The organism is Leisingera sp. NJS201 (assembly GCF_004535885.1).
In the GTDB taxonomy this organism is placed as follows: Bacteria; Pseudomonadota; Alphaproteobacteria; order Rhodobacterales; family Rhodobacteraceae; genus Leisingera.
Genome location: NZ_CP038234.1, coordinates 4027190 through 4052244 on the forward strand (window position 1 = coordinate 4027190; position 25055 = coordinate 4052244).

General features: G+C 59.3%; 29 protein-coding genes and 2 tRNA genes. 17 read left to right on the forward strand and 14 right to left on the reverse strand.

All coding sequences use genetic code 11. The annotated features are described in order from the left end of the window. Positions 1 to 21: 21 nt before the first annotated feature. On the reverse strand, positions 22 to 1509 hold the full coding sequence (locus ETW23_RS19895; RefSeq protein ID WP_134831025.1) for an NAD(P)/FAD-dependent oxidoreductase: 1488 nt from the start codon (positions 1507 to 1509) through the stop codon (positions 22 to 24). An 11-nt stretch (positions 1510 to 1520) separates the two neighbouring features. Beyond that, positions 1521 to 1964, reverse strand: a complete 444-nt coding sequence (locus ETW23_RS19900) for a cupin domain-containing protein (RefSeq protein WP_129372702.1) — start codon at positions 1962 to 1964, stop codon at positions 1521 to 1523. Positions 1965 to 2089: 125 nt separating this feature from the next. On the opposite strand from ETW23_RS19900, the gene ETW23_RS19905 reads away from it, so the two are divergent. Together ETW23_RS19905 and ETW23_RS19910 are read left to right on the forward strand one after the other, a co-directional pair. Beyond that, on the forward strand, positions 2090 to 3142 hold the full coding sequence (locus tag ETW23_RS19905; RefSeq protein ID WP_134831026.1) for an AraC family transcriptional regulator: 1053 nt from the start codon (positions 2090 to 2092) through the stop codon (positions 3140 to 3142). 38 nt (positions 3143 to 3180) lie between these two features. After that, a tRNA-Thr gene (locus ETW23_RS19910) sits at positions 3181 to 3256 on the forward strand. Positions 3257 to 3305: 49 nt separating this feature from the next. Here the strand turns inward: ETW23_RS19910 and ETW23_RS19915 are convergent. The 3 genes from ETW23_RS19915 to ETW23_RS19925 all read right to left on the reverse strand — a co-directional run bounded on the left by ETW23_RS19915 (position 3306) and on the right by ETW23_RS19925 (position 4580). Then, positions 3306 to 3665 (reverse strand): hypothetical protein, encoded by a 360-nt coding sequence (locus tag ETW23_RS19915; protein ID WP_247676937.1) that lies wholly within the window; start codon positions 3663 to 3665, stop codon positions 3306 to 3308. 49 nt (positions 3666 to 3714) lie between these two features. Beyond that, a complete protein-coding gene (locus tag ETW23_RS19920; RefSeq protein ID WP_247676936.1) occupies positions 3715 to 4071 on the reverse strand; it encodes a MobC family plasmid mobilization relaxosome protein in 357 nt (118 codons plus the stop codon). Positions 4072 to 4382: 311 nt separating this feature from the next. Continuing rightward, positions 4383 to 4580, reverse strand: coding sequence for a hypothetical protein (locus tag ETW23_RS19925; protein ID WP_134831027.1), 198 nt, complete (start codon positions 4578 to 4580; stop codon positions 4383 to 4385). Between the two features lie 200 nt (positions 4581 to 4780). On the opposite strand from ETW23_RS19925, the gene ETW23_RS19930 reads away from it, so the two are divergent. From ETW23_RS19930 to ETW23_RS19940, 3 genes are all read left to right on the forward strand, one after another. Then, the gene (locus ETW23_RS19930) at positions 4781 to 5740 is read left to right on the forward strand and encodes an IS110 family transposase (protein WP_134831000.1); all 960 of its coding nucleotides are present in this window, start codon (positions 4781 to 4783) and stop codon (positions 5738 to 5740) included. Positions 5741 to 5892: 152 nt separating this feature from the next. After that, complete coding sequence (locus tag ETW23_RS19935) at positions 5893 to 6852, forward strand: AraC family transcriptional regulator (protein ID WP_134831028.1); 960 nt, start codon at positions 5893 to 5895, stop codon at positions 6850 to 6852. 143 nt (positions 6853 to 6995) lie between these two features. Next, complete coding sequence (locus tag ETW23_RS19940) at positions 6996 to 7367, forward strand: hypothetical protein (RefSeq protein ID WP_134831029.1); 372 nt, start codon at positions 6996 to 6998, stop codon at positions 7365 to 7367. A 3-nt stretch (positions 7368 to 7370) separates the two neighbouring features. Here the strand turns inward: ETW23_RS19940 and ETW23_RS19945 are convergent, their stop codons facing one another. Continuing rightward, complete coding sequence (locus tag ETW23_RS19945; RefSeq protein WP_167738159.1) at positions 7371 to 8177, reverse strand: LysR substrate-binding domain-containing protein; 807 nt, start codon at positions 8175 to 8177, stop codon at positions 7371 to 7373. A 132-nt stretch (positions 8178 to 8309) separates the two neighbouring features. On the opposite strand from ETW23_RS19945, the gene ETW23_RS19950 reads away from it, so the two are divergent. Continuing rightward, positions 8310 to 9008, forward strand: a complete 699-nt coding sequence (locus tag ETW23_RS19950) for an SDR family oxidoreductase (RefSeq protein WP_134831031.1) — start codon at positions 8310 to 8312, stop codon at positions 9006 to 9008. After that, positions 8998 to 9252: a DUF6552 family protein gene (locus ETW23_RS19955; protein ID WP_134831032.1), complete on the forward strand. Its 255-nt coding sequence runs from the start codon at positions 8998 to 9000 to the stop codon at positions 9250 to 9252. The genes ETW23_RS19950 and ETW23_RS19955 overlap by 11 nt, the downstream gene beginning before the upstream one ends. Before the next feature lie 6 nt (positions 9253 to 9258). Here the strand turns inward: ETW23_RS19955 and ETW23_RS19960 are convergent, their stop codons facing one another. Further along, a complete protein-coding gene (locus ETW23_RS19960) occupies positions 9259 to 10194 on the reverse strand; it encodes a DMT family transporter (protein WP_134831033.1) in 936 nt (311 codons plus the stop codon). 438 nt (positions 10195 to 10632) lie between these two features. Between ETW23_RS19960 and ETW23_RS19970 the strand changes: the two genes are divergently transcribed. Together ETW23_RS19970 and ETW23_RS19975 are read left to right on the forward strand one after the other, a co-directional pair. Beyond that, entirely contained in the window at positions 10633 to 10881 is a 249-nt protein-coding gene (locus ETW23_RS19970; RefSeq protein ID WP_134831034.1) for a transposase, read from the forward strand. A 494-nt stretch (positions 10882 to 11375) separates the two neighbouring features. After that, positions 11376 to 11462, forward strand: a tRNA-Leu gene (locus tag ETW23_RS19975). A gap of 142 nt (positions 11463 to 11604) precedes the next feature. Here the strand turns inward: ETW23_RS19975 and ETW23_RS19980 are convergent. Genes ETW23_RS19980 through ETW23_RS19995 form a run of 3 tightly spaced genes read right to left on the reverse strand, consistent with a single transcriptional unit; the run spans position 11605 to position 15232 of the window. Further along, a complete protein-coding gene (locus tag ETW23_RS19980; RefSeq protein WP_134831035.1) occupies positions 11605 to 13080 on the reverse strand; it encodes a heme biosynthesis protein HemY in 1476 nt (491 codons plus the stop codon). Positions 13081 to 13090: 10 nt separating this feature from the next. Beyond that, a complete protein-coding gene (locus tag ETW23_RS19985; protein WP_205879921.1) occupies positions 13091 to 14470 on the reverse strand; it encodes a hypothetical protein in 1380 nt (459 codons plus the stop codon). Positions 14471 to 14521: 51 nt separating this feature from the next. Continuing rightward, on the reverse strand, positions 14522 to 15232 hold the full coding sequence (locus ETW23_RS19995; protein WP_254695089.1) for a uroporphyrinogen-III synthase: 711 nt from the start codon (positions 15230 to 15232) through the stop codon (positions 14522 to 14524). 88 nt (positions 15233 to 15320) lie between these two features. Here ETW23_RS19995 and tsaD point away from each other — a divergent pair, with 88 nt between their 5' ends. The 6 genes from tsaD to ETW23_RS20025 all read left to right on the forward strand — a co-directional run bounded on the left by tsaD (position 15321) and on the right by ETW23_RS20025 (position 19466). Continuing rightward, on the forward strand, positions 15321 to 16418 hold the full coding sequence (gene tsaD / locus ETW23_RS20000) for a tRNA (adenosine(37)-N6)-threonylcarbamoyltransferase complex transferase subunit TsaD (protein WP_134831038.1): 1098 nt from the start codon (positions 15321 to 15323) through the stop codon (positions 16416 to 16418). Further along, positions 16415 to 17377, forward strand: a complete 963-nt coding sequence (locus tag ETW23_RS20005; RefSeq protein WP_134831039.1) for an NAD(P)H-dependent glycerol-3-phosphate dehydrogenase — start codon at positions 16415 to 16417, stop codon at positions 17375 to 17377. Before tsaD ends, ETW23_RS20005 begins: the two co-directional genes overlap by 4 nt. A 1-nt stretch (position 17378) precedes the next feature. Further along, a complete protein-coding gene (locus tag ETW23_RS20010) occupies positions 17379 to 17651 on the forward strand; it encodes a YciI family protein (protein WP_027256944.1) in 273 nt (90 codons plus the stop codon). After that, positions 17651 to 18073: an EVE domain-containing protein gene (locus ETW23_RS20015; protein ID WP_134831040.1), complete on the forward strand. Its 423-nt coding sequence runs from the start codon at positions 17651 to 17653 to the stop codon at positions 18071 to 18073. Before ETW23_RS20010 ends, ETW23_RS20015 begins: the two co-directional genes overlap by 1 nt. Positions 18074 to 18119: 46 nt before the next feature. Further along, entirely contained in the window at positions 18120 to 18515 is a 396-nt protein-coding gene (locus ETW23_RS20020) for a DUF1761 domain-containing protein (RefSeq protein WP_134831041.1), read from the forward strand. A gap of 303 nt (positions 18516 to 18818) precedes the next feature. Continuing rightward, complete coding sequence (locus ETW23_RS20025; RefSeq protein ID WP_134831042.1) at positions 18819 to 19466, forward strand: DUF899 family protein; 648 nt, start codon at positions 18819 to 18821, stop codon at positions 19464 to 19466. A gap of 74 nt (positions 19467 to 19540) precedes the next feature. Here ETW23_RS20025 and ahcY read toward each other — a convergent pair whose 3' ends face one another. Next, entirely contained in the window at positions 19541 to 20929 is a 1389-nt protein-coding gene (ahcY, locus tag ETW23_RS20030; protein ID WP_129372691.1) for an adenosylhomocysteinase, read from the reverse strand. Between the two features lie 150 nt (positions 20930 to 21079). After that, positions 21080 to 21394, reverse strand: a complete 315-nt coding sequence (locus ETW23_RS20035) for a hypothetical protein (protein WP_129372690.1) — start codon at positions 21392 to 21394, stop codon at positions 21080 to 21082. A gap of 233 nt (positions 21395 to 21627) precedes the next feature. Between ETW23_RS20035 and ETW23_RS20040 the strand changes: the two genes are divergently transcribed. Beyond that, the gene (locus tag ETW23_RS20040) at positions 21628 to 22224 is read left to right on the forward strand and encodes an HD domain-containing protein (RefSeq protein ID WP_129372689.1); all 597 of its coding nucleotides are present in this window, start codon (positions 21628 to 21630) and stop codon (positions 22222 to 22224) included. Between the two features lie 3 nt (positions 22225 to 22227). Here ETW23_RS20040 and ETW23_RS20045 read toward each other — a convergent pair whose 3' ends face one another. Both ETW23_RS20045 and ETW23_RS20050 read right to left on the reverse strand, forming a co-directional pair. Next, complete coding sequence (locus tag ETW23_RS20045) at positions 22228 to 22782, reverse strand: ActR/PrrA/RegA family redox response regulator transcription factor (RefSeq protein ID WP_129372688.1); 555 nt, start codon at positions 22780 to 22782, stop codon at positions 22228 to 22230. Positions 22783 to 22862: 80 nt separating this feature from the next. After that, complete coding sequence (locus ETW23_RS20050) at positions 22863 to 23483, reverse strand: SCO family protein (protein WP_129372687.1); 621 nt, start codon at positions 23481 to 23483, stop codon at positions 22863 to 22865. 116 nt (positions 23484 to 23599) lie between these two features. On the opposite strand from ETW23_RS20050, the gene regB reads away from it, so the two are divergent. Continuing rightward, the gene (gene regB / locus ETW23_RS20055; protein ID WP_134831043.1) at positions 23600 to 24994 is read left to right on the forward strand and encodes a sensor histidine kinase RegB; all 1395 of its coding nucleotides are present in this window, start codon (positions 23600 to 23602) and stop codon (positions 24992 to 24994) included. The last annotated feature ends 61 nt before the right edge of the window (positions 24995 to 25055 follow it).

Here is a 25055-nt window from a genome sequence, read left to right on the forward strand (position 1 = left end):
CAGCAGGCACAAGGGCAGATTTCAGGCCGCCGTGTATTGCGGTGCCGTCGCCAGAAACCGGCCATAAGCGCTGGCATCCGGCGGTGCAAATTGCTCAACCAACGGGTTGGAACGTTTCCACTGCGCCGCCCCCATATCCATCAGCAGTTCGTCAAAATGCTTGAAATGGAACGGTGCCGAGCACAGTCCGCCATAGATCTGCGCGGCAGGCCGTTCCTTGCGGCGCCAATCAAGCATCATTTGGATGTTGTCCTCCATCTCTGCCCGCGAGGGCTGCTTCTCCAGCTTGCCGTCAGCAAAGCGGACCAGCCAATTCGCCACCAGCTCTGCCGATAGAATCGTGCAAAAGCTGGAGTTGAAACCGACAAAGCCCATCTCCGGCAGGTCCGGGTTCACCGACAGCCGGTAGGTCCGGTACTGGCCATCAGCCTCGATCAGCTTGTCCAGATGCCGCTGGGCCAGATAGGGGATGCCCAGCTTCCAGCCCACCGCCGAGATCACCAGGTCAGCGCCGATTCTATCGCCGTTCTCCAGCACTACCTCATCGCCCTCATACCGCGAAATCGTTGTGCGCCGCGGAATGATCGAGCCGCTTTTGAATCCTTCAAACAGACCCGGCGTCACAATCGGAACCGAACAGGATACATCCTGTTCGATCGGCATATCGGGCACCATATCCCACTTCTTCAGCCCCAGCTGCAGCTTCAAAAGCGTCTCTAACCCACGGAAATTGACCCAGATCAACGGTTTCGCCAGGCTATAGATTGCCTTGTGCAGCCAGCTGCGGCCCCAACCGTTGAATTGTGCCTCTTGGGCCCGCATATACAGCAGCTTCTTGAAATTGATGCCGCCGACGAAATACGGAATCCGCCAGACATTCTGCCGGTAGACCAGATGCACCTGCCGCGCACCATTCTGCACTGCATTCACCGCCACATCGGTGGCAGACTTTGAGCCGCCCAGCACCACCACCCGCTTACCGCGCGCATGGCCAGGGTCGAGGTACTCCGAGGAATGCATAACATCCCCGCCTTGCGCCTTAAAATCTTCCTGCCCAGGATGGCTAAGGATGTTTTTCTCTGAAAACTGCCCTGTGCAGACGACAGCGAAATCCACGTCCTGCACGCGGGTTTCGCCGTCCGTCTCGACCACCAGCCGCCAGCCCGGCCGCCCGTCCGGGCGCCGGTCCATCTCCTGTACAGCGGCGTTCAACCGAAAATACCGGTGCAGATCGTGCTTGTGAGCGTAAGAATGCAGATAGGCATGCACCTGCGGTCCCTTGGGCCATTCAGGGTACTCCTGCGGCATCGGGTGGTCGGTATAGCAATAAAGTTCCTTGGGGGACTGCGTCTGCACCCCAGGATAGGAGCGCGATGGCTCCCATACTCCACCCAGGTCATGGCTGCGTTCAAACCCCAGAACCTGATGCCCCTTTTCCGCAAAGGCTTTGGCTGCAGCCAGACCGCTTATTCCGCCGCCGATCACGGCAACCGTTTTGCGCTTTACCATGTTCCGCTCCCTCATTCCGCCGGAGGCGGCAGGAAGTCGACCTCATGCAGCGCCGAGATCCGCACCAGTTCTTCCGGGTCGGTCACGCCGTCCAGCGCACAAAACAAATCGAACAGCTTGCGCGACGGAGCTACCCCAAAAACACAAGAGGCCGCAGCGCCCGAACGGTTAAAGATGCCATGCGCCACGCCCATCGGCATCCGCACAGTGTCGCCCGGCCCGGCCCGAAAAACATCACCGCCGAATTCCACCTCCAGCGCACCCTCCAACAGGGTGATCCACTCATCCTGCGCGGGATGAATATGCGGCGGCACAAATGTGCCGTCCGGGATCAGTGCGTGCCAGATAAACGCGTTTTCGCTGTGCAGCTTGGGCGTGTAGGTGTGGCCAACTACGTTCCAGGACAGGCCCTCCAGCCCCTCGGCCGCCTTGGTAATTCCCCGATCCAATGCCATGCTTTCCTCCCATTTTTCTCCTCCCAGCAGCCTAGGGGCGGCTCCGCAAAAGGATTATCCAATATGCGCAAAATAGCGCAGCCTGCCATGATTGTCTGACCGGGTAACCGTGTTAGGCTGCGTCAATGACTAGGCAACAGGCATCAACCAGGCGCGAGCCCTTGCGCGCGTGGCGGCAATTCCACAGCCGCGACATTGATGAGGCCCGCTCGCTTGTCGCGCAAAAATTCTGCGATCACCGGCTGGAGCCGGCGGGGCTGGCCCGTGGCTTTGGTACCCGCCACAACCACGTCTGCGGACAGCACCTCTCTCTAAATTACCTCAGCTATGGATCCACCGTGCAGATCGACCCCGGTGAGCTGCAGGATTTCTATCTGGTGCAGGTACCGGTCAGCGGCCATGCGCAAGTGGCCAACGGAGCAGAAACCGAGGTTTCGGACTGCCGCGTTGCCACTGTGCTGAACCCGACACGGGCCACCCGGATGACCTGGCATTCCGATTGCCGGATGCTGCTTATGCAGATCGACCGGAAAGCTTTGCATGAAATCGCGGAACGCGCTGCCGGGCTTACTCTGGCCGAAGCGGTGATTTTCAACACAGCCGTTCCCGTCTCAAAAGGGCCATTGCACCGTTGGGCACGTCAATTTGCCGCCTGTGTCCACGCCACTGATGCGCAGGCAGGGTTCGGCACCTGGAGCCGCCTGCAGCAAAGTTTGATCGAAGAGCAGCTGATCCTGGGCTTCCTCACCTATCAGCAAAGCAACATCCGCCATCTTCTGTCACCGCGGACAGCGGCCGGCAGCAGCCATCAGATCCGCCGTGCACGGGACTTCATTCACACGCATGCAGGAGATCCTGTAACCGTTTTAGAAATAGCCGCCGCAGCAGGATGCAGTATCCGCAGCCTGCAAACCGGATTCCGTCAGGCTTTTGGTTTGACGCCGGTGGCGTACCTGCGCGATTTACGGCTGGATCTGGCTCGCTATCTGCTGTTGTCCCGGCCTCCTGAAACGCCGGTCAGCAGCATTGCATATGACTGCGGCTTTTCTCACTTAGGCCGGTTTTCCCAGCTCTACCGCGATCGGTTTGGCGAGCTGCCCAGCACTACCTGCGCTGTACGGGGAAAACCAGAAAAACCCGCAGGATCCCCACTTGCGCGGTTTTCAAGCAGCGTTTAAACGGGCAGCATTGTTTTCCGCTACAGGCAGAAAACGGCGCCGGTGTAGCTCAGCTGGTAGAGCACGTCATTCGTAATGATGGGGTCGTAGGTTCGAGTCCTATCACCGGCACCATTACTCTTTTCCTTATACTGAAACACCCTTAACGCCTTGAATGGTAAGGTTATTTCTGGTGTTCTAGCTCCCTCAGCTCGATGGTACGCAAAACGATCCGCATCTCATCGCCGTCAATGCGGGACCACACCACATGGGCATGACGGCGGCCTTCTTTTTCATGCATGACAATGGCGCGGGGCTGGCCATCCAGTCCCAATGCTTGTTCTGCGCGATCTGCGGCCTCAAGAAAGTCGTCTTCGGTGGCAATATGATCTGTGGGTGGGTTTAAACTCAAAGAGAACATGAACTGCTTACAACGGGTGGCTTTGGAAATTGCGTAGGTCTCAGTCAACGCATCATTAAGTTGATCAGACGAAAATCCACGCAACTCTAAAGAGGTGGCATGATCATTGTCACGTTCATTCATAAGGTGATCTGCAAGAGCCTTGCGCCAGCACGTTGTGAGCCTTTGAGGATCATGACTTCACCCCCAATGCTTCCATTAGCGTGGCCCGCATCCATGCGACCTCAGCCACAGCGCGTTTGAGATCGTCTTCCAGTTCAGGATCAATAACCAACGTGCCGAGGTTTAGATGTTTGGCGATCTGATTAAGATTGTTTACGTGGCGGGTCTGGCCAAGGCGTGCAAGCACTTCAGCAAGTAACTGTTGCTCCGCAACAGGTGGTTTCCGCCGACTACGATATTTAGGAGCTTCGTCGGCCAAAACCACCGACTTGATATAGGACGCCAGTGGCATCGCCCCAATTTGGGCTTCAAGCTTCTGGCGTTCATCTGGTGTAAGGCGAAGGGAAAACGGTGCAGGACGACTCATGGGCGAGGTTCCCGCAGTTTTGGACGGGGTCGTGCTAACTCTTCGTCTAAGACTGCCGAGGAACTGCTTTTCTCTGTGTCTTGATCAATGGTACGCAGCCTTTGAACAAGTTCAGGATCAGCTCCCAGAATGGTCTCCCACTCCTCCAATTTCTGTATCAAATCAGTGGGATCAAAGTGTTCTAGGTAATCATCCGCAAGTGCACCACCCCCCCCTGAAAAGCACCAGATAGTTCTGCCATTCTCGTCAGAAGCCTTGCCTCTGCTGGTCGTTGGCGCCTGAAACGAGCTTTTGCCGCACCAAAAACGTACTCACAGATTGCGGGACATAGCTGATGGGGGAATGAGAAAACGATCCGCGGGATCGTTTTCCCGCCTGACGGTCTTGAGCGGCCAAAACCCTGTCGTGGTGTGCCATCCGGCCATTTGCGCGTCGGTCAGCCAAAAGAGATCAGACATGTCACCGTTCAATTTTTCGACCGGTGAATCATGACGATCAATCGAAATCAATGTGTCCTGAGCCTTCTGTATCTCAGCTTTGCTATGTTGCCCCCGTCAGCGACCTTGGCCGAGGTTGCTGACGGGGCGGTGCATGGCGTCTGAGCCTTGCGGGTGTGACCACGTTTGCTAGCGAGCCAGCACCGTCTCTCTTCATCATCTCGAACAGTTGCATGTTGCCACTAAGGACCACGGATCAGAAGGAAGAGGGTATGAGCAAAATAACACGGGCGGCAGTTATCGGAATAGATGTCAGTCGAGACTGGCTGGACCTTCGCTGCCTGCCCAATGGCAAGCGTGTGAGGGTGCCGAACAACATTGAGGGTCATAAGCAAGTTGCCGGACTGGCTCGGGACCTGGATGCGCTCGTTTGTTTCGAGGCCACTGGTGGTCAGGAATGGCGGTTATGGGCAACTTTGGATGGTGCGGGTTTGACAACACGGCAATTGCCGCCTGCACAGATAAAAGCCTTTGCCGCCAGCCGAGGCACACGGGCCAAGACTGACAGGATTGACGCCGGACTAATTGCCCGGTTCATGGTGTTCCGGCCAGATTCCGGGCGCAGCCTTCCGCATGAGAGGTTACGTCTTCTCAGAGCCTTGGTGTCCGAACGTGGGCAGATCGCCGAAACACGCAAGCGGCTTCTGACGCAGATCAAAGCGCACAGAAAGCTGGGATCATCTGAAGTGTTTTCAGATATGGACGCCGACTTGAAAGACCTTCTGGATCGTCAGATCGCTGAGTTGGAAGCCCAGATTGAGCAAATCATCGCGGCTGATGAAAACCTTGCGGAGACCTCAGAAATCTTGCGGTCAGTTCCAGGAATTGGGCCAGTCGCCAGCACAATGCTCATAGTGGAAATGCCGGAACTTGGACACATATCCGGTGAACAGGCCGCAGCTCTCACAGGCCTTGCTCCCATCGCGCATGACAGCGGTGCCCTTCGCGGAAAACGTGCCATTGGCGGAGGCAGAAGGCTATTGCGCCACGTCCTATTCCAGGCCGCACTCGTTGCCAGCCACCACAATCCGGTTCTCAAGCCCTTCGCCGATCGCCTGCGCGCCGCCGGAAAACCACACAAGGTTGTCATCAAGGCGGTCGCCCGGAAGCCCGTAACAATCGTTAACGCGCTCTGCAAATCTCGCCAGAAATGGACCTATCAGACCGTTTGAACAATACAGTTGCTAGCGTCTGATCCGTGACCATAGCGCAGATGGCAGACCTGCTGGCCCTGCGTGTGCTGTGGCTTGGCAATCCGTTCAACTTTCCTTGCAGTTCGTCCTGAACCGTGGACGCCGGATGCCGTGTGGTTATCATGGCATGTATGTTGGACTTGCTTAGCGATATTCTCACCCGGCTTTCCCTCAAAGGGACGTTTTACTTCCGCACCTCCTTTACCCCGCCGTTCGGGATTCAGGTGCCGCCCTATGAAAACGTCGCCCGCTTCCACTTTGTGCAGCGCGGCGAGCTGAAGGTGCATGTGCCCGCAACCGGCGAAACTCTGCGGTTGAAACAGGGCGATTTGGTGCTGATCCCGCATGGTGCGGCGCATATGCTGTTGTGCAACGAGGTACAGCCGCTGGAGGCCCTGCCGCTGGAGCAAGTGCTGGAGGAGGCCGGATACGATGGCGGCGGAGTGCTGGTGTACGGCGGCGAGGGCGCGGGGCGCGATACTCAGCTGATCTGCGGCCATTTTTCGTTCGCGGGTGTGCCGGCGCGGCGCGGCACTGGGCATATGCTGATCGACCGCCTGCCGCCCTTTATTGTGATCGAGAACTACGGCGAGGAGGCAGGCGCATGGATCGAGGCGACCTTGCGGATGATCGGCTCGGAGGTGCATGGCACCCGCATAGGCGGCGACCTGATTGCGCTGAAACTGTCAGAGGTGCTGTTTGCCCAGGCGATCCGCGCCTATCTGGAGCATCAAAGCCCCAGCGGCTCGGCGCTGGCGGGCTTTGCCGATCCGCGGATTTCGCGGGCGCTGACCGCGTTTCACCAATCCCCGGCACAGGAGTGGAGCGTCGAAGGCCTGGCCCGCGAGGCCGGCATGTCGCGCACTGCCTTTGCCCAGGAGTTCACCGCCAAGATGGAGGTGACACCGATGCAGTACCTGACCGGCTGGCGGATGCAGATCGCCTGCCAGGGACTGACGGAGCAAGGGTTGAGTGTTGCCGATGCTGCGGAGGTTGCCGGCTATGCCTCCGAAGCAGCGTTTTCCCGTGTGTTCCGCAAGCAGGTGGGGATTTCGCCGGCGGCCTACCGGCAGCAGCATGCAGCCGCTTGAACGGCAGCCAAGGCCGGATCTCTGAACGATCTGCAAGATTTGCGAGATGATCTGAAATTCACCGTTCGATCTGGGTAAGGCAATCTGGGGTCAGAGCCGCCAAGGACGCGGCCAGAATGTTCTCAGTAACAAGGATCTGACCCATGCCGTTGCGTTTCGTGACCCGTACCATCCATGCCTATCTCGATTACCCTGTGGCCATCGCCCTGATGGGGCTGCCGCTCCTGCTCGGCCTTGGTGACAGCAACCCGCTGGCGTTGTGGCTGTCGGTGGCAACCGGCATCGCTGCATTTGTCCTGACGGTACTGACCGACCACCACCTGGGTCTGATCCGGGTGCTGCCCTACAAGTTGCATCTGACGGTTGACCTGATTGTCGGTCTAACCTTTCTGGCGGCACCGTTTCTCTTTGGTTTTGCCGGGCTGGACGCAGCCTTCTATCTGTTGAACGGGGCTGCGGTTCTGGCGGTGATCTCGCTTAGCGCGCCGGAAGGGGCGGAGACGGCCTCGGCCTGAGAATTACTGGCGCAGCAGACAGTCGACAACTGCTTTGGCCCGGCCTTTCTGGCTGGGCCAAAGCACATAAAACCCCTGGTCCCCCTGGCGTGGGGCTTGCCACAGGATCCGGAGAGGCTGGGTGCCCAGGAATATCCGTGGCACCAGCGCAATGCCCTGGCCATTCATCGCGGCATCCATCGCCAGCGCGGTTTGATTGAACAGCAGGATCCGCCCTGTTGCCGCCAGGCCTTCTTGCCGCAGCAGCAGGTCCCAGTGCCGGTGCCCGTCCTGGATCAGAGTTTGCGTCGCAAGACCGGCCAGTTCGGGCTGTTTTTCCTTAGTTAGAGACGCATCTTCCTTGGCCACCGCTACCAGATCCACCAGCGAAAGCAGGGCGTAATTCAGCCCGCTTTCCTGCGGTTTGCCGCCCTGGCGGATGGCGATGTCGATGCCGTCCCGCTTGAAATCGGTCAGGCTTTCCTCCGCCACCACCCGCAGGTCGATATCCGGATGCGCGGCCTCGAACTCCGGCAGCCGCGGCACCAGCCATTTGGAGGCAAAGGACGGCGGCACCGACAGGGTGACACGCTGCACCGCCGGTGCCAGCTTGTCTGTTGCATCCCGGATCAGGGCCAAGGCCTGCTGCACCGGCGCGTGGTAGCTGCGGCCGGTATCAGTCAGCGTCAGCCCGCGTGCATGGCGGTGGAACAGCTTGTGGCCCAGGTCCGCCTCCAGCCGCCGCACCTGCTGGGCCACAGCGCCTTGGGTCAAGTGCAGCTCTTCAGCCGCCCGGCCGAAATTCAGGTATCGGGCGGCGGCGTCAAACATTCGCAGGGCATTGAGGTTAGGCAGGCGCATCCGGGTAAGCCAGTAGTTTTTCTACAGTCTGGCGCGATGAGACATGATTGGTCAAGCGGTGATTGAACCGACATCCTTGAGGCCAAGAAAAGGAGTTCCAGAATGACCAAAGTTGCACTTTTCACCGCTGCAGGCAGCGGCATGGGCGCAGACGCTGCCCGCCATCTTCACGAGCAGGGATATGAAATCGCGATCGTGTCTTCATCCGGCAGGGGCGAGGCCCTGGCGCAGGAGTTGGGCGGAGTGGGGCATACAGGCTCTAATCAGGAGCAAAGCGACCTTCAAGCGCTGGTGGACAAGGTGATGGAACGCTGGGGCCGCATCGATGTGCTGGTAAATTCCGCGGGCCACGGCCCTAAGGGTGATATCATGGAAATCAGCGATGACGACTGGCATCTGGGGATGGAATTCTACCTGATGAACGTGATCCGCCCGGCGCGCCTGGTGGCACCAATCATGGTGGCACAGGGCAAGGGATCGATCATCAACATATCGACCTTCGCGGTGTTTGAACCGGACCCGCTGTTCCCGACCTCCGGTGTGTTCCGGGCCGGTCTGGCGAGCTTTACCAAACTGTTTGCCGACAAATTCGCCGCCCAAGGCGTGCGGATGAACAATGTGCTGCCGGGTTTTATCGACAGCCTGCCCGAAACCGAGGACCGCAAGGCCCGTATTCCGATGGGCCGTTACGGCACCTCGCGTGAGATTTCTGCGCTGATTGCCTATCTGGCTTCGGAAGATGCCGCTTACACAACTGGCCAGAACATCCGCGTCGATGGGGGATTGACCCGTGCAGTCTGACGCTCAGGTCCTGTCCGGAAATACCGAGGTCAATCCGGCCTTTCTATTGAAATGGGCCGCGTCCATCGTCCAGATCCTTGGCTATTCTGCCACCGCTTGGGGGCTTCACCCCTGGAACATCTATCTGTTCCTGGCCGGGCTAACAGGATGGTTCCTGGTTGGCGTTTTGTGGAATGACCGGGCAATTATGCTGATCCATGCTGTAGCGCTTGGCGCGATGATTGCAGGTATTTGGTCAAGTTAGAGCCAATTATCCGCCCTTGGGATCAATCATCGGCTTAGCCTTGCCGCGCTGCAGGCCAAGCCGGTGCTCGCGCCAGATCACCAGAATATTGCCGGCAATGACCAGTGCTGCACCGGCAAGCATCACCAGCGTCGGCCATTCTTCGAACCAGACATAGCCAATGACGATTGCAATTATCATTGAGGCATAGTCATAGGGCGCCAGCATCGACGCAGGCGCAAAGCGGTAAGAAGAGGTGACCAGGATTTGCGCCACCCCGCCAACTATCCCGGCGCCGACCAGCAGCGCGGCGGTTTGCGCATCCGGCATGGTCCAGCCGAACGGCGCGGTCAGCAGCGCCAGGGCAGAGGCGGTCAGCGAGAAATAGAACACGATCGCCGCAGTGTGTTCCGATTGCACCATGCGGCGGATGTGGATCTGCACAAAGCCGCGGGCCACCGTTGCCCCGACCACCAGCAGCACGCCCAGCATGGCGCCGTCGCTCATATCCCCGCCAAGCCGCGGCCAGATCATGATCATCACACCCAGTAAACCGATCGCCACTGCGGAAATCCGCACCAACCGGATCGTCTCTCCCAATAACAGCGCCGCCAGGATCAGGGTGAAGATCGGCGTGGCATAGCCGATGGCGGTGACCTCGGGCAGCGGCAGCAGTGCCAGCCCCATGAAGGTCATCCCCATTGCCGACGTTCCAACAAGGCCGCGCCACACGTGAAACATCGGCTTTTGGGTGATCAGCCCGTGCCGCAATTCTCCGCGCATGGACAACCAGACCACAATCACTGGAATTGCAAAAAACGACCGGAAAAACACCGCTTCCCCTGCTGGCACATGCTCGGATGTCGCCTTGATGATGCCGGACAGAGCAGTGAACAGGGCAATTGCTGTCATCTTCAGGAGAATCGCCAGCATAGGTCGATGCGATGTTAAGGATTTCGCCATGGCGTGAACCTGCGCCTATGTGCTGCAAAGATCAATGGTTTGATTTCAGGTGGGGAGAAGGCGCAAATGGCGCCGGTTTAGACAAGAGCCGCCGATGTACGATGCCAACCACCTGATCCGTCATGCGGCAGCCCACAAAAAACAGTTAGATCGACATGAACTCCTCAAGGCCGATTTCCGAGTTCGTGGAAGTTCCCTCGCAAAATCGCCCGCGAATTGGGCGTGACTGACTCTGCTGTCACTTTGGCAGGCAAAAGAATGTGTCGACCTGCGAAGATTGTGTTGGCTTTGGCCGACGCTTTGCAATCCACGCCAGAGCGGCTTTTCCTTGATCTTTCCGAAGAGAGCTGAAGCGGATGAGGTGGGTGTTTCCTGCTCCACCGTCATCGAATGTGCCAATCTGCAGTTGTCATCGACTTCCAGGAAGGGAGCCGCCCAATGGCAGTTAGGACAGTCGGCCTAGATCTGGCCAAGGAGGTTATTCAAGTACACGGTATTTCTGAGAGCGGCCGCGCCATCTTCAGCAAGGCCATCAAACGCGCGAAGCTGCTCAACTTCTTTGAGACGCTTCCGCCCTGTCTGGTTGCCATGGTGGCATATGCGACATCGCCTTACTGGGTACGCGAGATAACCAAATTGGGCCTTGTGGTTCGGCTGATCGCCCCGGGTTACGTTAAGATTCCATGAGAAGGCGACACGCACCCATCGCTCTGGAAGAGTTGGGGCGCTCACTTTCCCAATGCAGATCTTTGCCATGCAGACTGCGAAAATGACCGCCCCGCGCGCGATTGCAACCGCCAAACACAATGCAATCTTCGTTTCCCTGGACCTCAGCCCCTTAGCATAAGAATTATGCAATCCATATTCGCGACGCGGAAGGAGTACACGTGCCGCGTTGCAATGTAATCAGTACCGGCGTCACACACCTGCTTGGGCCGGCTGATGACAAGCCCCTTCAACAGCCAGGGCTAGGCCTCATACTGTGTATGTTTCTTGCCATCATGATCGCCTTGCTCACAAGCCGATCCGCCTTAGGAACTGGCGGAATTCCACAGCCACCTCGTCTTAACTTGTGCAGTATTCGGTCGTGATTATTGAAGTCCGGGTTTTGCCAGGCAGGCCGGTCCATTTTTGTTTGACGCTGCCTGCGACTCCGCTTATATGCCGGTCCCACGACACCTGCCCAGGTGGCGGAATTGGTAGACGCGCTAGCTTCAGGTGCTAGTGTTCGTAAGGACGTGGAGGTTCGAGTCCTCTCCTGGGCACCATCCCCCGAAAAAATGCACTTCGTTCCAGCCCGGAACTCGCCGTTTCCTCGGGTTTGCTTGTTTCTGCAGGCTGATGGCCGCCCATCACTGAGAGCTAAAGGAACGGCAGGAAATCCCGCCATTCCTTGCTATATATGCTGTCTCAATTAGGCTCTTTGATCTGCTCCTGGGACTCAGACACTGGTTCCTGAACGGATTCCAGAACCTCAGCCTCTTCCACAGCCTCCGAGGCCTTTTCTTCCGGCGCGCCAGTAATCAGCGGCAGCATATGTGCTGCTGCAAGGCTGGCAACTTCCGGTGTTTCCGGCCGTTTCCAGGACAGGGTGTCAAAGCTGGCACAATGCTCGCAAACCGGCGCCCATTCCGCGTGAATATGGTTGCAGCTATCACAGACCCATTGCGGCCCGCGCGGAGAGGTCAGTGCCTTGGCCAGCCAGCCCTGAACAACCTTGTCACCGGCACCTTCGCCGCGCTCAATCGCAGCCATCAGCGTCAACCCGCGGGCGTCGGGTGCACGCTCGGCCAGATCATTCAGCCAGCGGCGGGCTTCGGGGAAATCTTCGGCGACAATGTTCAGTTCGGCCATCATCAGCCGGGTCTCATCATCCTGCGGTTTGAGCCGGGCCAGCTGATCAAAACGTTTGACGCGCTCGGCCGCGCTTTCCTCCGGCTCGATTTCGGCAAAAGCATGGGCCAGATCGGGATGCGGCTGGGTTTCCCAGGTCTTTTTCAGCAGCCGGGCCGCCGGGCGTTTCTTGCCTTTGGCGATATATGCACGGGCGGCCATTGCCGCGGCCGGCACGAGATCCGGCGACAATCGGTTGGCCTCGATTGCCTGCTCCTGCTGCTCTACCGTCGCACCTTCGTCCAGGATTCCCTTGGAGGCCGACAGAGCCAGCACCGCATCACGGCGTTTGAATAGATCGCGCGGCAGGGTGCCGGTCTTGAGTTTGGTGGACAGCGTCTTGCGGGCACCGGCCCAATCCTCGGCCTGGGCTTGCAGACGTAAAAGCGTATCCTGCACTTCCTCATGTTTGGGACGCAGAGCCAGTGCTTTCTCGGCCAGCTGGAGGGCTGTCTCCGTGTCGCCTTCGGACAGCTTCTGCTTCATGATCCCGCGCACACCGACAAAGCGGGTCGGCTGGTTCGACAGCAGCCGCTTATAGGCTTCGGCCGCTTTGCGAGTGTCGCCGCTCATCTCCGCGGCCTGTGCCACCAGCAGATCCGTCAGATCCGGCTTTTGCAGGTATTTCTCGGCCCGCGCCGCCTTGGCCAGCGCCAGACGCCCCTCGCCGGAGGCAAGCGCCATCAGACCATCGGCCAGCGCCTGATAGCCTTTGCGCTCGCGCCCCTTGTCCCAATACCGTGACAAGGCGGTTTCATCACCATTCAAAAAATGCAGCGTGGCAACCAGAAGCGACAGCAGCTTGAGGAATAGCCAGACTCCAAAGACCAGTACGCCCAGCGCAATCACCGATTGCAGCGCACTCAGAGTATATTCAGTGCCGGCTACGGTGATCTGCACCCCGCCGGCAGTTTCCATCAGCAGACCCGCGCCAAATGCCAGAAGCGCGATAATCGCGACGAAAACGAGGATCTTCAACAACGACCAGAGCATGGCGGCTTCCTTATTTGGCTTGCAGGCTTTGGGCCAGATCAGTGGCGGCAGTCACGGCTGCCACCCGCGCATTTGCAGCGGCTTCCCAGCTGGACAGGGCAGCGCGGGCAGTGGCGGACAGGGCAGAAAGTTCTGCCAATGCTTCCTGCAGCTTGCCCGCGGCCACAGCCGCTTCGGCGCGGGACAGGACCGCATCCGTATCGTCCCCGTCCCTTGGAGTGACAGAGCGGGCACCCAGATGGCGGTTCACGTAATCCAGCAGGCCGCTGCCGTCCTTTGTCTCCTCGCGGGCAGAGGCCAGCGCCTCGCGGGCAGCCGGGGCGAACCCGTCCCGCAAGGCAGACAGCGAGGCTACTCCGCTCTCCGCAGGACCGGACAAGGCTGCCGGAACATCAACGCCGAGGGTGGCAAGCTCCTGTACGCTGGCCGCATAGCTGTTACCGGTGTCCAAGGCAGAACGCAGCTGCGCCAGCTGCGTCTGGGCGCTGGCAATCCGCGCGGCCTCAGCACTTGCCGCGTCCATAGCCTGGGCGTCTGCCAGCATCTGTTCGACTTCGGAACGCTGCGCTGCCAAGCTGTCTTGCAGCTTGCCCAGCTCAGCTTCAAACGCAGCGACAGCTTCGGGCGAGGCGCCTTCCAGCGGCCGGGTTTCCAGCGCGGCAACGCGGGCGGTCAAAGTCTCCAGATCCGCACGCAGCACCGCATCCGGGGCCTGCGCGGTTTTCAGCGGTTCGATGTCGGCGGCAAGAGCTTGGACCTGCGCAGTAAGGGGCGATATGTCCGGGGGCTGGCTGGCCTCAACCTGCTGCTTCAGCGCGGCCAAAGACGCCTGCAGGTCCGACTGGCCGGTTTCCAGAGCCGTCAAATCTGTGCCCCGGTTTTGCAATGAAGCCGGCAGAACGCTATCAAGCCAACCGCCCTGGCCGACGACAAACCCAATGACCGCAGCCACGACGCCACCCAGCACAGCTGAGCCGAATCCACCGCGCTTCTCTACCACCCGTTCGATTTCGCGGGGCGGCTCTGCGTGAGCAACTGGCTCCACGGTTTCAAATGCGGCCTTTTCTTCCGGAGCCGCCTCCCAGTCAGAAGCCGCAATTTCGGTCTCGGTCTCGGTCTCGGTCTCGGTCTCGGTCTCGGTCTCGGTCTCGGTCTCGGTCTCGGTCTCGGTCTCGGTCTCGGTCTCGGTCTCGGTCTCGGTCTCGGTCTCGGTCTCGGTCTCGGTCTCGGTCTCGGAAACTGCGAACTCCGTATCCTGAGAATCGTCAACCGTTTCGGCGGCGCTTTCGTCAATCACATCCTGTTGAAGCGCTTCAGCGGTGCCTTCAACCGGTTGGGATTCACCGGGGCCAGGCTCAATCACGTCTTCCGGATTTTTCTTGTCAGCCACGCCGGCCTCCCCCTCGATTCCTAAAATACATTCCTGCGAACACGCCGGACACTACTCTGCGCGCCCCTTACCCTCAAGCCGGGACAGCTGGGCTGCGGCATCAAAGACAGCCTCTGCCATGGCTTGGGCATCAGGTTCCTTACTTACGCGCAACACCTTGCAATTCAAGCTTTTCAATGGTTCTGCAACAGCCTGGCTCAGCGCAATCAGGTGCAAATGCGCAGCATCCCCGCATTGACTGGCAAAATGACTCGCCGTTCTGGGAGAGAAAAGCGGCACGATCACATCTTTCTGCGCAGAAAGCACCGCCTGCGCCTCCTCTGACAACGATAGAAGAACCTGATCATACACGGTTTGCGCACGGCAGGGGATACCGCCATCAGTAAGCCGCCGCGCAATCCCGCCCCGCGCATGGGCGCCCCGGAGATGCAACAGCGGTGCTTCCGGCGGCTGTTGCAGCATTCTTTCGACCAATTCATCCGCGCATTGCCCCAGGCTCACCGCCTGCCAGCCGGCCTCTGCCGCAGCCTTGGCCGTGCGCTCACCGACACAAAAAGCCGGCAGGCGGACCGCAGTTTCACGTGAAGCGGCTTCCACCCCGTTAGCCGAAGTGAAAATCACGCCTTTCATGCTGCCCAGGCTGACCTGTGCCTGTATTGGCCGGATCTGCATCAGCGGCGCATAGATCACTTGCAGCCCGGCACGGACCTCATGGGGCAGCCCGGCCACAAACCGCTCTGCCGCCGCCAGCGGGCGTGTCATCAGCATAGGCACCATCGCGGGCTCCCGGGATTGTTTGCAATCCGCTTAGGTGGTAGCCCCGGCAGCAAAGCGATGCAACGGTAAGGCCATGACAAAGACCCTGACAATTCTGGGGCTGGAGAGCAGCTGTGACGATACCGCCGCCGCAGTGGTGCGGCAATCGGAGGGCGCCCAGCCCGAGGTTCTGTCTTCGGTCGTGTTCGGCCAGGCCGAGCTGCACAGTGCCTTTGGCGGCGTGGTGCCGGAGATTGCTGCCCGTGCCCACGCCGAGAAACTAGACATTTGCGTGCTGGATGCTCTGGCTGACGCCGGGCTGACCTTGAAAGACATTGATGCGGTCGCCGTGACGGCCGGCCCCGGGCTGATCGGCGGAGTGATGTCAGGCGTCATGTGCGCCAAGGGGATTGCTGCCGCCACCGGCCTGCCGCTGGTGGGCGTGAACCATCTCGCAGGCCATGCATTGACGCCGCGGCTGACAGACGGGATTGCCTACCCTTACCTGATGCTGCTGGTCTCTGGCGGGCACTGCCAATACTTGCTGGTGCGCGGACCTGAGGATTTCACCCGCCTCGGCGGCACTATCGACGATGCCCCGGGCGAAGCATTTGACAAGACCGCCCGCCTGCTGGGCCTGCCGCAACCGGGCGGACCCGCCGTGCAGGCAGAGGCTGAAAAAGGCGATCCCAAGCGCTACCGCTTTCCCCGCCCTTTGCTGGACCGGCCGGATTGCAACTTGTCCTTTTCAGGCCTGAAAACTGCATTGATGCGGATGCGTGACCAAATCGCGTCGGAAAAAGGCGGCCTTACCCGGCAGAACCGGGCCGATCTGTGCGCCGGTTTCCAGGCCGCTGTAGTCGACACATTGGCCGAAAAAACCCGCCGCGCTATCCGCCTGTATCTGGAAGTGCATCCTGCGCAACCAACCGTGGCCGTTGCCGGCGGCGTTGCAGCCAATACCGCCATTCGTGCCGCATTAGAGACTGTTTGCGCCGAGGCAGGCGCCGCCTTTACCGCACCGCCGCTGCAGCTGTGCACTGATAACGCCGCGATGATCGCCTATGCCGGGCTGGAACGGTTCAAGGCGGGCGCCCGCGACGGGCTGGACCTGACCGCCCGCCCCCGCTGGCCACTGGATCAAAGCAGCCCGGCACTGATCGGATCAGGCCGAAAGGGAGCCAAGGCATGAGCATTTCTGTACTGGGATCCGGCGCCTTTGGCACAGCTTTGGCAATCTCACTGGCAGGCAATGGCCCGGTAACCCTGTGGGCGCGCAACGCGATGAAAGCCCAGGCAATGCAGGACAGCCGCCGCAACGGCACCCGGCTGCCAGGCGTTGAACTGCCCAAGAACCTTTTGATCACATCCAATATCGGGAAAGCCTGCGAGTCCGGTGTCCTGCTGCTGGCGGTACCGATGCAAACGCTGCGCGGCGCCTTGGAACAGCACAAAGATCACTTGACTGGAAAGACACTTGTCGCTTGCTGCAAGGGGATCGAGCTGGACTCTGGCCTCGGCCCGGTGGCGGTCATCCAGGAAGTTCTCCCGAATGCCAGCGCAGCGCTGCTGACGGGGCCGAGCTTTGCCGCGGATATTGCGCGCGGGCTGCCAACCGCTCTAACCCTTGCCTGCAACGACCCAGCGCAGGGCAAGGCACTGCAGGAGCAACTGACTACGGCCAACTTGCGGCTCTACCGCACGACGGACACAATTGGCGCAGAAATCGGCGGCGCTTTGAAAAACGTGATGGCAATTGCCTGCGGAGCGGTCATCGGGGCCGGGCTGGGTGACAGTGCCCGCGCCGCACTGATGACGCGCGGGTATGCTGAAATGCAGCGTATGGCGCTGGCTTGCGGTGCAAAATCTGAAACTCTGGCCGGGCTTTCGGGCTTTGGCGATCTGACATTGACCTGCAGTTCCGACCTGTCCCGAAACTACCGCCTGGGGCTTTCCATTGGCCGGGAGGAGGATTTCGACTCCACCATCACGGTCGAAGGGGCAGCCACCGCGCGGGCGGTCGCGGAGCAGGCGCAGAGGATGAATTTGGACATGCCGGTCACGCTCACGGTAACCAATTTGCTCGATCAGCGCTTGACGATCAGCGAAGCAGCGGCACATTTGCTTAAAAGACCACTAAAAGAGGAATAAAATGCTCATCGCATTGATTGCCCGCGACAAGCCAGGCCACTTGCAGACCCGTCTCGACAACCGCGACGCCCATCTGGCCTATATCAACGACACCGGTGCCGTAGCGCAGGCAGGTCCGCTGCTGGATCAGGATGGCAATATGGCCGGTTCCCTGGTTATTCTGGACGTTGAAGACATGGCTGCAGGCGAGGCATGGGCGGCAAGCGACCCATACAACAAGGCCGGCCTGTTTGAAGCTGTGGAATTGATCACCTGGAAAAAGGTCATCGGCTGATGCGCTACTGGCTGTTCAAATCCGAACCCTCTACCTGGGGCTGGGACAACCAGGTCTCCAAAGGGGATGCGGGTGAAGAATGGGACGGCGTGCGCAACTACCAGGCGCGCAATTTCATGCGCGAAATGAAGATCGGCGACCGCGGTTTTTTCTATCATTCGCAGAAAGAAAAATCCGTGGTCGGCATTGTTGAGGTCTGCGCCGAGGCCCATCCTGACAGCACCACCGAAGACGACCGCTGGGAGTGCGTCGACATCAAAGCGGTGCGGCCTTTTGCTAAGCCGGTTTCATTGGACCAGATTAAGTCCGACCCGCAGCTGGAAGAAATGGTATTGGTCAAGAACTCCCGCCTGTCTGTGCAGCCGGTGAGCGACGCGGAATGGGCCACCATCTGCTCGCTGGGGGAGACAGATCCCAGCTGATCTGCCAATCTGTTCCTAAATGGCTGAAACCATTTAGGAGAACAGCATGGAATTCATTAGTGTGATCGCGGCGGCTGCGGCAGCATTTGTGCTGGGGGCAGGATATTACGGCGCCCTCGCCAAACCATGGGTCGAGGCCGCTGGTGTTGAATGTGATGAAGACGGAAAACCGAAGGGCGGTCAGAGCCCGATGATTTTTGCGATGGCTTTTCTCTTGCAGCTGATCGTTGTTGGCATGATGCGCCATGTATTCACCCTGTCCGGCATCGAAACCCTGGGCGCGGGCCTGATTGGCGGTGCAGGTGTCGGACTGTTCTTCATCAGCCCCTGGATTGCCTTGAACAACATGTATGGGATGCGGCCGGTGAAGCTGACGCTGATTGATGGCGGCTATGCGACGCTGGCCTGCGCAATTGCTGGCCTGGTGCTGAGCCTGTTCTGAATTGAAAAAGGGAAGGACCTGAGGACAATCAGGACCTTCCCTTCCACCCCGCGTGCTCCACTATCCACCACACGCGTTTGAAAATCTGGTACCTGGCCGTCCTAGCCGGTGTCTTATGTGTAGCTCTTTGAAACACGATTCCGCAAATCAATAACCCTGACAATGCGAGCTAAATCAGCGACGCTGGCAGCCGGGAACAAAATACCGGGCCTCACTGCGGAAACTGTGAAGCGTCTTGACAGATCGCAATCTTATTTAACATTATAGTTAAATAATAGGATCACCAGTCAGGAAAGGCACGCAATGCCTGTAAGCATCCCCAACGAGAGCGCCGCCTACCGCACAGCCCGCAATGAACTGTTGCAAGCTGAGCTCGCTTTGCGCGCGCAAACCGAAAAAGTTGCCGCCCTGCGACGGGCTTTGCCTGCCGGCGGGCGGGTTGCAGAGACTTATGAATTCCGCAACACAAGCGGCGCTTCGGCATCCCTGCTGGACCTGTTCGGCCAGCACAGTGCCCTAGCCGTTTATTCCCTGATGTACGGGCCGGACAGCGAGGCCGCCTGCCCGATGTGTGCAGCGATTCTGGATGGCTGGCGCGGGCAACTATCCCATGTGCAGGCGCGCATGGGGTTCGCGGTTGTCGCGCAATCATCGCCGGAACGGCTTGCAGCACTGCAGATCGTAAAGGGCTGGCAGGATCTGCCGCTCTATTCTGCTGCGGCTAGCAGCTATCAGCAGGACTATTTGGGTGAAAGCAGCGAGGGCGCGCAGCTGCCGATGCTGAATGTCTTTACCCGATCAGACGGTGGCATCCGGCATTTCTGGGGATCGGAGATGCTCTTTGAGCCCAGCCCCTGGCAGCCGCGCCATGTCGATGCGCTGTGGCCAATGTGGAACCTGTTCGACCTCACCCCTGAGGGGCGCGGCGACCATATGCCCAGCCAGCGCTGACCTACGGTCCGGCAACAAAAAAAGCGCCGCCGGATTACTCCGGCGGCGCTGATTTTTTTTGCAATCACAGCCGCTTAGTAGCGGTAATGCTCAGGCTTGAACGGGCCTTCGGGCTTGACGCCGATATAGGCCGCCTGCTCAGAGCTCAGCTGGGTCAGCTTAACACCGATGCGGCCCAGGTGCAGGCGGGCGACTTTCTCGTCCAGATGCTTGGGCAGAATGTAGACATCGTTGTTGTAATGGTCGCCGCGGGTCCACAGCTCCATCTGGGCCAGCACCTGGTTGGTGAACGAGGCCGACATCACGAAACTTGGATGGCCAGTGGCGTTGCCAAGGTTCAACAGGCGCCCTTCGGACAGCAGGATCATGCGGTTGCCCGAAGGCATCTCGATCATGTCGACCTGTTCTTTGATGTTGGTCCATTTGTGGTTCTTCAGCGCGGCAACCTGGATTTCGTTGTCGAAATGGCCGATGTTGCCGACGATCGCCATGTCCTTCATCTCGCGCATGTGCTCGATGCGGATCACGTCCTTGTTGCCAGTGGTGGTGATGAAGATATCGGCGGAACCGACTTCCTCTTCCAGCAGCACCACTTCAAAACCGTCCATCGCGGCCTGCAGGGCGCAGATCGGGTCCGCTTCGGTGACCTTAACCCGGGCGCCTGCACCGCGCAGGGAGGCGGCAGAGCCCTTGCCCACGTCGCCGTAACCGCAGACCACAGCGACCTTACCGGCCATCATGGTGTCAGTGGCCCGGCGGATGCCGTCAACCAGCGATTCCTTGCAGCCGTATTTGTTGTCGAACTTCGACTTGGTGACCGAGTCATTCACGTTGATCGCCGGGAACGGCAGCTGGCCGTTCTTCTGCAGATCATAGAGACGGTGGACGCCGGTGGTGGTTTCCTCGGACACGCCCAGGATCGCATCGCGGGTCTTGGTGAACCAGCCCGGGGATGCTTCCATGCGCTTCTGGATCTGCACCTTGATGACCGCTTCTTCTTCGGACTGCGGCACGGGAATAATATCCTCGCCCGCTTCGGCACGCGCGCCCAGCAGAACATAAAGGGTGGCATCGCCGCCATCGTCAAGGATCAGGTTGGGGCCTTCCTCGAACATGAAGGATTTATCCAAATAATCCCAATGCTCTTCCAGCGACTGGCCCTTGATCGCAAAGACCGGAATGCCTGCTTCGGCAATCGCCGCGGCAGCGTGGTCCTGGGTCGAGAAGATGTTGCACGACGCCCAGCGCACATCGGCACCCAGCGCCACCAGCGTCTCAATAAGCACAGCCGTCTGGATGGTCATATGCAGCGAGCCGACAATGCGCGCGCCTTTCAGCGGTTTGCTTTCGCCGTATTCCGCGCGCAGGGACATCAGTCCCGGCATTTCGGTTTCGGCGATGTCCAGCTCTTTGCGGCCGAACCCGGCCAGCGCGATGTCCTTGACGATATAATCCCCGGCCATTGCCAGCTCCAATCCAGTTGCAAGTACAGTTGCAGGAGGGCCTAGCACTGCAATTGTTGATATTCAACGAAGATACCCGCAGCCGGAGCTTATGGCCCTGGCTTTTTATGGTGGAGCAGGCTGTTGGGGGAGCCTGTCAGGCGGCCAATGTCAGCTTGGCGTGCCTGGATCCGGCGTTTTTCCCGAAATGTGGAAGAATGAGGAACCGGTCGCAACAACGCAACTGACCCCATTCGCATGTGTGACCAGAACCGTAAAAGTTCCGGTTTCATCCGACGACCAGACCTCGATCACAGTGGCCTCAGGACGGCTTTTCTGCAACCCGCCGGCGGTCAGCCGTTCGGAGTATCCGCTTTCCAGCTTTTGGGTCATGACCTCGCGGTCGCCGCAACTGGCTGCCAAGGCTGGCGGCGCCGTCGCTGCCATACCGAATAACAGAGAAATACCAAGAAGACGCTTAAACATGACAAACTCCTTTCCATTGCGTGTCACGTCACGAAAAGGGGTTGCCGCAGAGAGGGGCGGTGCCCCTTGTATACCTATAATATTGGGCCGCGCAGTGCCCGTTTCAAACTCACAAGCCATAAACACTCCGTTTTTGCCTGTGTTCAGGTATCCGGCAGCCAAGCCCGGCAAGCATTGCCCGGTTGCCGCGCAACGGTTAGTCAAAGGGGTAAGTGCAGCGACAGGAAATCCTCATGCCCGCAAAACCCGCCCGCGCATGGCAGCGCATGCTGTCCGGCCGCCGCCTGGATCTGCTGGATCCGACACCGGTGGACATCGAGATCGAGGATATCGCCCATGGACTGGCATTTGTTGCCCGCTGGAATGGTCAAACAATGGGGGATTTTGCCTATTCCGTGGCTGAACATTCGCTGCTGGTTGAGGACCTTTTCACCCGGATGAACCCAAAGGCACCGGTCAAATGGCGGCTGGCAGCGCTGCTGCATGATGCGCCGGAATATGTGATCGGGGATATGATCTCTCCGGTCAAAGCTGCGGTGGGGCCGGGATATGGCGAGTTGGACTTGCGGCTGACGGCAGCCATTCACCTGCGGTTTGGTCTGCCCGCTGCCTTGCCCAAGACTGTGAAGGCGCAAATCAAGCGGGCCGACAAGATCAGCGCCTGGATGGAAGCGGTGCAGATCGCCGGTTTTTCAGAGAAAGAGGCCAGCCGCTATTTCGGACGTCCAAAGCCGGAAACCGTCGAGGGTTTCAATATCGTTCTGCGCCCGCCACTGGAAACCCGGGTGGCTTTTTTAGGCCGCCACTCGGAATTGATGAAGCAGCACTGAGCTTTAGCGCGGGCTGCGTTTGGCCAGAATACGCTGCAGGGTGCGGCGGTGCATGTTCAGCCGCCGTGCGGTTTCCGATACATTTCGGTCGCACAGCTCATAGATCCGCTGGATATGTTCCCAGCGCACCCGATCAGCGCTCATCGGGTTTTCCGGCGGCGGCGGCAGCACATCCTCGTTGGCCAGCAAAGCGTTCATGATGTCGGTGGCATCGGCCGGCTTGGACAGGTAATCTGTCGCACCGATCTTGACCGCTGCGACGGCCGTGGCGATGGCGCCATAACCGGTCAGCACCACAACGCGGCTATCCGGGCGTTTTTCCCGCAGCACTTCGACCACATCCAGACCATTGCCGTCTTCCAGCCGCAGATCCACCACCGCAAAGGCCGGCGGGCGGGCCGTTGCAATGGCACTGCCTGCGGCAACCGACCCCGCGGTCTCTACTGAGAAGCCGCGCTTTTCCATTGCCTTGGCCAGACGCCGCAGAAACGGCTCGTCATCATCAACCAGCAGCAGTGTCTTGTCGGGTCCAATATCCTGCAGAGCAGTTTCGGCCATGCCCGGTCCTCCGCGAAGTTTTTGTCTGTTAACGCAAGAATATGTCCGGGCAGGGGGAAAGGTCAAACAGCTATCCTGCCTCAGATTTTTTCGATGAAGCAGGCAGTCTTGTCGGCCATCTGCTCCGCCGTTTCATCGCGGCGGAAGAATTCCACAAAGCCGTCCTCGGGCAGCACCAGGTAGGAAAAGGTCGAATGGTCGACGAGGTAGTAATCCTCGTCACCTTCGTTCTTCTTAAAGTAGGTCTTATACGCCTTGCTGGCGGCCTTCACCTGGTCCAGAGACCCGGTCAGCCCGATCATCTTTTCATGCAGGTTTTCGGCGAAATCGCCAACAGCTTCAGGGGTGTCGCGGTCCGGGTCGATGGAAATGAACACCGGCGTCACGCTGATGCCGCGCTCTGCCAGCACATCGACCGCATCCGCGTTGCGGGCTGAATCCATCGGGCAGACGTCAGGACAGAAGGTGTAGCCGAAGTAGACAATCGACGGCTCGGTGATCACATCCTTATCGGTGACAGTCTCGCCCTTGGCATTGACCAGCTCGAACGCCCCGCCGATGGTATCGGTGCCGCCGGCGATCTGGCTGCTGCGGCACTGTGCGAATTTGTCGCCTCCAGCCCCTCCGCGGGTCATAAACCAGGCACCACCCACAAGGGCAGCAACAAAAGCAACAGCAAGAAGAGCATAGACGCGGGTCATGAGATCACACTTTTCGTAAGGGAAGGGTTGTTGATCGTTTGCGGCGCCAGACCTATCAAGAAATACAGCCGATGCAACTGGCGCACGGCGTCACATCTGCGGGAGCAACGAACCATATGAGCGATCGCATCTTCAGGCTGACAAGCGGCCAGGAACACAGCCACTGGATCCGGCTGCGGACCCTGATCCTGCTGCGATGGGTGGCCATTGCCGGACAGATCACCGCCATTGCCGTGGCGCAGTACCGCTTTAACCTGCAGTTGGAGCTGGGCCTGTGCTATCTGGCAATTGGCATTTCAGCCGCAGGCAATCTTATCGCCATCTTCGCTTTTCCGGAAAACAAACGCCTGACCGAGTTCGAGAACTTCCTGATGGTGCTGTTCGATCTTCTGCAGCTGGCCTTCCTGGTGTATCTGACCGGCGGGCTGAACAACCCCTTTGCCTTGCTGGTGCTGGGGCCGGTGACGATTTCCGCCGCCGTCATGGGGCTGCGCTCCACCCTGATCATCGGTGCCACCGCTGTCATTCTTGTCACCCTGATGGCAGAGTTCCACCTGCCGCTGCGCACCGAACAAGGTTTCATCCTGCGCATTCCCGATGTGTTCATCTTCGGCAACTGGATCGCCATTGTCATCGCCATTCTGTTCATCGGCGCGTATTCCTTCCGGGTCAGCAACGAAATGCGCTCTATGTCGGATGCGCTCAGCGCCACCCAGCTGGCGCTGTCGCGCGAGCAAAAGCTGACCGACCTGGGCGGCGTGGTGGCGGCAGCGGCGCATGAGCTGGGCACACCGCTGGCCACCATAAAACTCGCCAGTGCCGAGCTGATCGAAGAGCTGGACGACCGCCCTGACCTGCGCGAAGATGCCGCGCTGATCCGTGAACAGGCCGACCGTTGCCGCGACATCCTGCGCGGCATGGGCCGGGTCGGCAATGACGATTTGCATTTGCGTCAGGCGCCGTTTTCAACCCTGGTGACCGAAGCGGCAGAGCCGCACATGAACCGCGGCAAATCCGTTATCTACCATGAGGAGCCGCTGGAGGGAGGTGACTTCCAGCAGCCAACGGTGATGCGTAAGCCCGAGATCATTCACGGGTTGCGCAACCTGGTACAGAATGCAGTGGATTTCTCCCACTCCACCGTCTGGATAGATGCTGCCTGGAACAACGACCGGATCATTTTGCGGATCTGCGACGACGGCCAGGGATTTCCGCCGCATCTGCTGGGCCGAATTGGCGATCCGTTTGTGCGCCGCCGCCGAGGCGAAAACGAACTGAAGCAGCGGCCCGAGTACGAGGGCATGGGCCTGGGCCTGTTCATCGCCAAAACGCTGCTGCAGCGTACCGGTGCACAGTTGAGATTCGCCAATGGCGCAGACCCTTTCCAAACCCTCAGCCCCTACCGTGAACGGCGTGGCGCCATTGTCGAGGTTGCCTGGCCACGCAAAAAAATCGACGCCATGGCAGACGGCGGCCCTGTCATTGGGAAAAATATACCTTTAGAAATTTAACTATTCACTTTTGGGCAACCAATTAAACTTGATTTAACCATTATTAGGGAACCATGCGGGT